This window comes from Salmonella sp. SJTUF15591 (genome assembly GCF_043356435.1).
In the GTDB taxonomy this organism is placed as follows: Bacteria; Pseudomonadota; Gammaproteobacteria; order Enterobacterales; family Enterobacteriaceae; genus Salmonella; species Salmonella enterica.
Genome location: NZ_JBEUJO010000007.1, coordinates 308112 through 314604, shown reverse-complemented (window position 1 = coordinate 314604; position 6493 = coordinate 308112). Strand labels below are relative to the sequence as shown.

Genomic DNA, 6493 nt, shown 5'->3' with positions numbered 1-6493 from the left:
ATTAGCCGAGAACTTTAGCAACAACGCCCGCGCCAACGGTACGGCCGCCTTCACGGATTGCGAAACGCAGACCGTCGTCCATCGCGATCGGGTGGATCAGGGTAACAACCATTTTGATGTTGTCGCCCGGCATTACCATCTCTACGCCTTCCGGCAGTTCGATGGTGCCAGTCACGTCAGTAGTACGGAAGTAGAACTGCGGACGGTAGCCTTTGAAGAACGGAGTATGACGGCCGCCTTCATCTTTGGACAGAATGTACACTTCAGATTCGAACTTGGTGTGCGGCTTGATGGTGCCCGGCTTAGCCAGTACCTGACCACGTTCGATTTCTTCACGTTTGATACCACGCAGCAGAACACCTACGTTCTCACCGGCACGGCCTTCGTCCAGCAGTTTGCGGAACATTTCAACGCCAGTACAGGTAGACTTCTGAGTCTCTTTGATACCAACGATTTCAACTTCTTCGCCCACTTTGATGATACCGCGTTCTACACGACCGGTAACAACGGTACCACGACCGGAGATGGAGAATACGTCTTCGATCGGCAGCAGGAACGGCTTGTCAATCGCACGCTCTGGTTCCGGAATGTAAGAATCCAGGAAGCCAGCCAGTTCGATGATTTTCGCTTCCCACTCTGCGTCGCCTTCCAGCGCTTTCAGAGCAGAACCACGAACGATCGGAGTGTCGTCGCCCGGGAAGTCGTACTGAGACAGAAGTTCACGAACTTCCATTTCAACCAGTTCCAGCAGCTCTTCGTCATCAACCATGTCGCATTTGTTCAGGAACACGATGATGTACGGAACGCCTACCTGACGACCCAGCAGGATGTGCTCACGGGTCTGCGGCATCGGGCCGTCAGTCGCAGCAACAACCAGGATCGCGCCGTCCATCTGAGCAGCACCGGTGATCATGTTTTTAACATAGTCGGCGTGCCCCGGGCAGTCTACGTGTGCGTAGTGGCGGGTCGGGGTATCGTATTCAACGTGAGAAGTGTTGATGGTGATACCACGCGCTTTTTCTTCCGGAGCGTTATCGATCTGGTCGAATGCACGAGCAGCACCGCCGTAGGTTTTAGCCAGTACGGTGGTGATTGCAGCGGTCAGGGTAGTTTTACCGTGGTCAACGTGGCCGATGGTGCCGACGTTAACGTGCGGTTTTGTACGTTCAAATTTTTCTTTAGACACGGCTATATTCCTTACTATAGCGCTCTCCCCTTCAGGAGAGAGCACGGGATTTTGGTTTTTAACCCTGCGGCTTATTTACCACGGGCTTCGATTACGGCCTGAGCAACGTTGTTCGGCGCATCATCATACTTCAGGAATTCCATAGTGTACGATGCGCGACCTTTGGTCAGAGAACGCAGCTGAGTTGCATATCCGAACATTTCAGACAGCGGTACTTCAGCGTGGATCTTAACGCCTGTAACTTCAGATTCCTGACCTTTGAGCATACCACGACGGCGGCTAAGGTCGCCGATAACGTCACCGGTATTCTCTTCAGGTGTTTCTACTTCAACCTTCATGATCGGCTCAAGCAGAACTGGTTTTGCTTTCTTAAAGCCTTCTTTAAAGGCGATAGACGCAGCCAGTTTAAACGCCAGCTCAGAGGAGTCAACGTCATGGTAAGAACCGAAGTGCAGACGCACACCGAGATCAACTACCGGATAACCCGCCAGCGGGCCAGATTTCAGCTGCTCCTGGATGCCTTTATCAACGGCCGGGATGTATTCGCCAGGAATTACACCACCTTTGATGTCGTTGATGAACTCGTAACCTTTCGGGTTAGAGCCCGGCTCCAGCGGGTACATGTCGATAACAACATGACCATACTGACCGCGACCACCAGACTGTTTCGCGTGTTTACCTTCGATGTCGGTAACTTTCGCGCGAATCGCTTCGCGGTAAGCAACCTGAGGTTTACCCACGTTAGCTTCAACGTTGAATTCACGCTTCATACGGTCAACGATGATATCCAGGTGAAGTTCACCCATACCAGCGATGATGGTCTGGTTAGATTCTTCATCAGTCCATACGCGGAATGACGGGTCTTCTTTCGCCAGACGGCCCAGAGCCAGACCCATTTTTTCCTGGTCAGCTTTGGTTTTCGGTTCTACCGCGATGGAGATTACCGGCTCAGGGAATTCCATACGTTCCAGAATGATCGGGTTTTCCGGATCACACAGGGTGTCACCGGTAGTCACGTCTTTCAGGCCGATAGCAGCCGCGATGTCGCCCGCGCGAACTTCTTTGATCTCTTCACGTTTGTTGGCGTGCATCTGAACGATACGACCGAAACGCTCACGTGCGGTTTTCACGGAGTTCAGTACGGTATCACCAGAGTTAACCACACCGGAGTACACACGGAAGAAGGTCAGGTTACCCACAAACGGGTCGGTAGCGATTTTGAACGCCAGCGCAGAGAACGGCTCGTCGTCGCTTGCGTGACGCTCAGCCGGAGTATCTTTACCGTCGTCCAGAATACCGTTGATCGCAGGTACGTCTACCGGGGATGGCAGGTAATCAATTACCGCATCCAGCATCGCCTGAACACCTTTGTTCTTGAATGCAGAACCACAGGTTACCAGGATGATTTCGTTGTTCAGAACGCGCTGACGCAGAGCTTGTTTGATCTCTTCTTCAGTCAGTTCTTCGCCACCCAGGTATTTTTCCATCAGCTCTTCAGAAGCTTCTGCGGCGGACTCGATCAGGTTCTGGTGCCATTCGTTAGCCAGGTCCTGCATGTCAGCCGGGATATCTTCGTATTCGAAGGTAACGCCCTGGTCGGCATCGTTCCAGTTGATGGCTTTCATTTTCACCAGGTCAACAACGCCGGTGAAACCTTCTTCAGCACCAATTGCCAGCTGCAGCGGAACCGGGTTCGCGCCCAGACGGGTTTTGATCTGACCAACAACTTTCAGGAAGTTCGCGCCCATGCGGTCCATTTTGTTAACGAACGCAATGCGCGGAACTTTGTATTTGTTTGCCTGACGCCATACGGTTTCAGACTGCGGCTGAACACCACCAACTGCGCAGTAAACCATTACCGCACCATCGAGAACACGCATGGAACGTTCTACTTCGATAGTGAAGTCAACGTGCCCCGGGGTGTCGATGATGTTGATGCGATGCGGTTCATACTGCTTAGCCATACCAGACCAGAATGCAGTAGTCGCTGCGGAGGTGATAGTAATACCACGCTCCTGCTCCTGCTCCATCCAGTCCATGGTAGCTGCGCCGTCATGAACTTCACCGATTTTGTGGTTTACACCGGTGTAGAACAGAATACGTTCGGTAGTAGTGGTTTTACCGGCGTCGATGTGCGCACTGATACCGATATTACGGTAGCGTGCGATGGGTGTTGTACGAGCCATTTGATTCCTCGTTGATATCTTTAGGCGTTCAGTTAAGTTATCCAAAACGGGCGACTTACCTGAAGCGCCCGCCTGGTGACTATGACTCCGAAGGGATTACCAACGGTAGTGTGCGAACGCCTTGTTGGCTTCTGCCATACGGTGAACGTCTTCACGTTTCTTAACTGCAGTACCTTTGTTTTCTGCAGCGTCAGAAAGTTCGTTCGCCAGACGCAGAGCCATGGATTTATCACCGCGTTTACGAGCAGCTTCTACGATCCAACGCATTGCCAGAGCATTACGACGGACCGGACGGACTTCAACTGGTACCTGATAAGTAGAACCACCTACACGGCGGGATTTAACTTCTACAGTCGGGCGAACGTTTTCGAGAGCGACTTCGAAAGCTTCCAGTTCAGATTTACCAGAACGCTGAGCCAGGGTCTCCAGCGCGCTGTATACGATTGATTCTGCAGTAGATTTTTTACCATCTACCATCAGGATATTGACAAATTTAGCCAGCAGTTCTGATCCGAACTTCGGATCCGGCAGAATTTTACGCTGACCAATGACGCGACGACGTGGCATGGAAATACTCCGTTGTTAATTCAGGATTGTCCAAAACTCTACGAGTTTAGTTTGACATTAATTTAAAACGTTTGGCCTTACTTAACGGAGAACCATTAAGCCTTAGGACGCTTCACGCCGTACTTAGAACGAGCTTGCTTACGGTCTTTAACGCCGGAGCAGTCAAGCGCGCCACGAACGGTGTGGTAACGAACACCCGGGAGGTCTTTAACACGACCGCCACGGATCAGGATCACGGAGTGCTCCTGCAGGTTGTGACCTTCACCACCGATGTAGGAAGTCACTTCAAAACCGTTAGTCAGACGAACACGGCAAACTTTACGCAGTGCGGAGTTCGGTTTTTTAGGAGTGGTAGTATATACACGAGTACATACGCCACGTTTTTGCGGGCATGCTTCCAGCGCAGGCACGTTGCTTTTCGCAACTTTGCGAGCACGTGGTTTGCGTACCAGCTGGTTAACTGTTGCCATTAAATAGCTCCTGGTTTTAGCTTTTGCTTCGTAAACACGTAATAAAACGCCCTCACACAATATGAGGACGCCGAATTTTAGGGCGGTGTCGAAAAGGTGTCAAGAAATATACAACGATCCCGCCATCACCAGGCCATCTGGTTGGCATACTTAACCGTGAGTCTGACAAACTCAGTATAGTCAACCCTGACGACACTGTCTGAAATTTGACCACCCAGGCCGCGGGCGTCAATGTCTTCTTTCAAGGCATAGACCGTTATGGGGGCATCGCGCAGACTTTCAAGGAAGCGGTTACCTTCAATCGCGACGGTAACGCCATCCTGGAGCAGCAAAAGCGCATCGCCCTCTTTTAGCAGGCGCAGCAAAGCGGGAAAATCAACGCTCGAAGCGCAATGAGGTAAGGTATGCAGCATAAACGCCTCAGAATCTCAGGATGACATCATAGTTGCCAAGCTCGCGGCGTAACGCCACGGGTTCCAGCGGCGTGGCGTCTACCACAAAATTAACGTTCTCCAGACCACGCTCGCGCAGCGATGCCGCGCAGATCCAGCATTGATCAATATCGTACAAATCAAAGAGCTTGAAAGTAGCAATATAGTCACGCGCCAACACAGCGTCTGGTTTTTGTCCCGGTAATAACTGAAAGACGCCGTCGCTGATAAAAAAGACGCCCAGCGCTTCCGTTAGCGCTGACGTCGCCAGCAGCGCATCCAGCCCTTCACGACCTGAGGCGCTACCATGCGGCGCGGTGGAAAAGACAAATGCAATACGTTTCATTAAAACTGCACCACCCGATCGCAGGTGAGAGATGCCTCCGCCAGCGCGCCCAAGCCGCTTAGCGTAAAGCCCGGCTGAAGATTGGCGGACGGCAACGCCAGTCTGCCGGCTTCAGTTTCATCAATAATACCGCGACGAAGCGCCGCCGCGACACAGATGTTCAGCGCTACGCCATGCTGCGTATTCAATTTCTGCCAGGCGCGTACCAGATCATATTCATCGCTCGCCGGCGAGGTCAGGAGATTGGCGTTATAGACCCCTTCCCGATAGAAAAAGACGCTGGCTAACTCATGCCCCTCATTGAGCAGCGCGTGGGCGAACTGCAATGCGCTGCTGGCCTGCTGGGTGCCATATGCCGGCCCGGTGACCATAATGGCATAACGCATTATTTATCCTGCCCCTGAAAATCGCCGCTTTTGAACTGGCGAATATAGAGGTAAACCGTGTGTTTTGAGATATTCAGACGATCGGCTACCTGGTTAATGGCGTCTTTAATATCGAAAATGCCTTTTTCGTACAGATTAAGGACGATCTGACGATTTTTCGCGTTGTTAGAGACATTACGATCGGCATTCACTTCTTCGATCGTGAACTCCAGCGTCTGGGTGACTAAATCTTCGACTGAGGAGGCAAAATTAACCGCTGAGCCGACTTCCGGCGTTTCCGGCGGAATAAAGGTATTCATAATCTGTGAAAATGGCACATCAAGATTCATGTTGATACACAGTAGACCAATGACGCGCTGCTCGCGGTTGCGAATGGCAATCGTCAACGACTTCATCAAGACACCGCTTTTCGCGCGCGTGAAATAGCATTTCGACACGCTACTGTCCGCCCCTGTCATGTCGTGCAACATACGCAACGCCAGGTCGGTAATCGGCGAGCCAATTTTACGGCCCGTATGTTCGCCATTGGCAATACGAATGGCAGAACATTTTAGATCCTGCAAAGAGTGCAATACGATTTCACAATGGGAACCTATAAGCATCGCTAACCCGTCCACTACCGCTTCGTAGGATTTCAGAATATCGAAGTCGGTTTGCTCGAAGGGACGCTGATCCAGCAAATCAAGTTCACTGGTTTCGTTGGTTAAAAGCGACCTGGACATGAAAAAAAACACTCCTTTTCAGGAGCCTGTCGTTATGTTTTCAGGGCAGGCTCATTATTTACGCGGATGATTAAATTAATACAGTGAGGGTTCATCTTTCCAGTACTAATTTGCTCGTCTATTTCAGACTACGTGTGCGTTGGCGGTCATTCAGCCTACGGTCTCGCCCTTAACGACCAGCGCAAGCGCCGTTATCCGC

The 6493-nt window shown here is 51.5% G+C and carries 8 protein-coding genes; all 8 read right to left on the bottom strand.

From position 1 onward, the window contains the following. Position 1: 1 nt before the first annotated feature. Positions 2 to 1186 (bottom strand): elongation factor Tu, encoded by a 1185-nt coding sequence (tuf, locus tag ABVM99_RS17780; protein ID WP_000031748.1) that lies wholly within the window; start codon positions 1184 to 1186, stop codon positions 2 to 4. A 71-nt stretch (positions 1187 to 1257) separates the two neighbouring features. Continuing rightward, on the bottom strand, positions 1258 to 3372 hold the full coding sequence (gene fusA / locus ABVM99_RS17775) for an elongation factor G (RefSeq protein ID WP_000124693.1): 2115 nt from the start codon (positions 3370 to 3372) through the stop codon (positions 1258 to 1260). A gap of 96 nt (positions 3373 to 3468) precedes the next feature. Beyond that, positions 3469 to 3939: a 30S ribosomal protein S7 gene (rpsG, locus tag ABVM99_RS17770; protein ID WP_001138043.1), complete on the bottom strand. Its 471-nt coding sequence runs from the start codon at positions 3937 to 3939 to the stop codon at positions 3469 to 3471. Between the two features lie 95 nt (positions 3940 to 4034). Continuing rightward, a complete protein-coding gene (gene rpsL, locus ABVM99_RS17765; RefSeq protein ID WP_000246815.1) occupies positions 4035 to 4409 on the bottom strand; it encodes a 30S ribosomal protein S12 in 375 nt (124 codons plus the stop codon). A gap of 125 nt (positions 4410 to 4534) precedes the next feature. Continuing rightward, positions 4535 to 4822 carry a sulfurtransferase complex subunit TusB gene (gene tusB, locus ABVM99_RS17760; protein ID WP_000903400.1) on the bottom strand — a complete coding sequence of 96 codons (288 nt, stop codon included), beginning with the start codon at positions 4820 to 4822 and terminating at the stop codon, positions 4535 to 4537. 7 nt (positions 4823 to 4829) lie between these two features. Then, on the bottom strand, positions 4830 to 5186 hold the full coding sequence (tusC, locus tag ABVM99_RS17755) for a sulfurtransferase complex subunit TusC (protein ID WP_000820705.1): 357 nt from the start codon (positions 5184 to 5186) through the stop codon (positions 4830 to 4832). Continuing rightward, entirely contained in the window at positions 5186 to 5572 is a 387-nt protein-coding gene (gene tusD, locus ABVM99_RS17750) for a sulfurtransferase complex subunit TusD (RefSeq protein WP_001268010.1), read from the bottom strand. The genes tusC and tusD overlap by 1 nt, the downstream gene beginning before the upstream one ends. Further along, positions 5572 to 6294, bottom strand: coding sequence for a transcriptional regulator (locus tag ABVM99_RS17745; protein WP_000091471.1), 723 nt, complete (start codon positions 6292 to 6294; stop codon positions 5572 to 5574). Before ABVM99_RS17745 ends, tusD begins: the two co-directional genes overlap by 1 nt. Positions 6295 to 6493 lie beyond the last annotated feature (199 nt).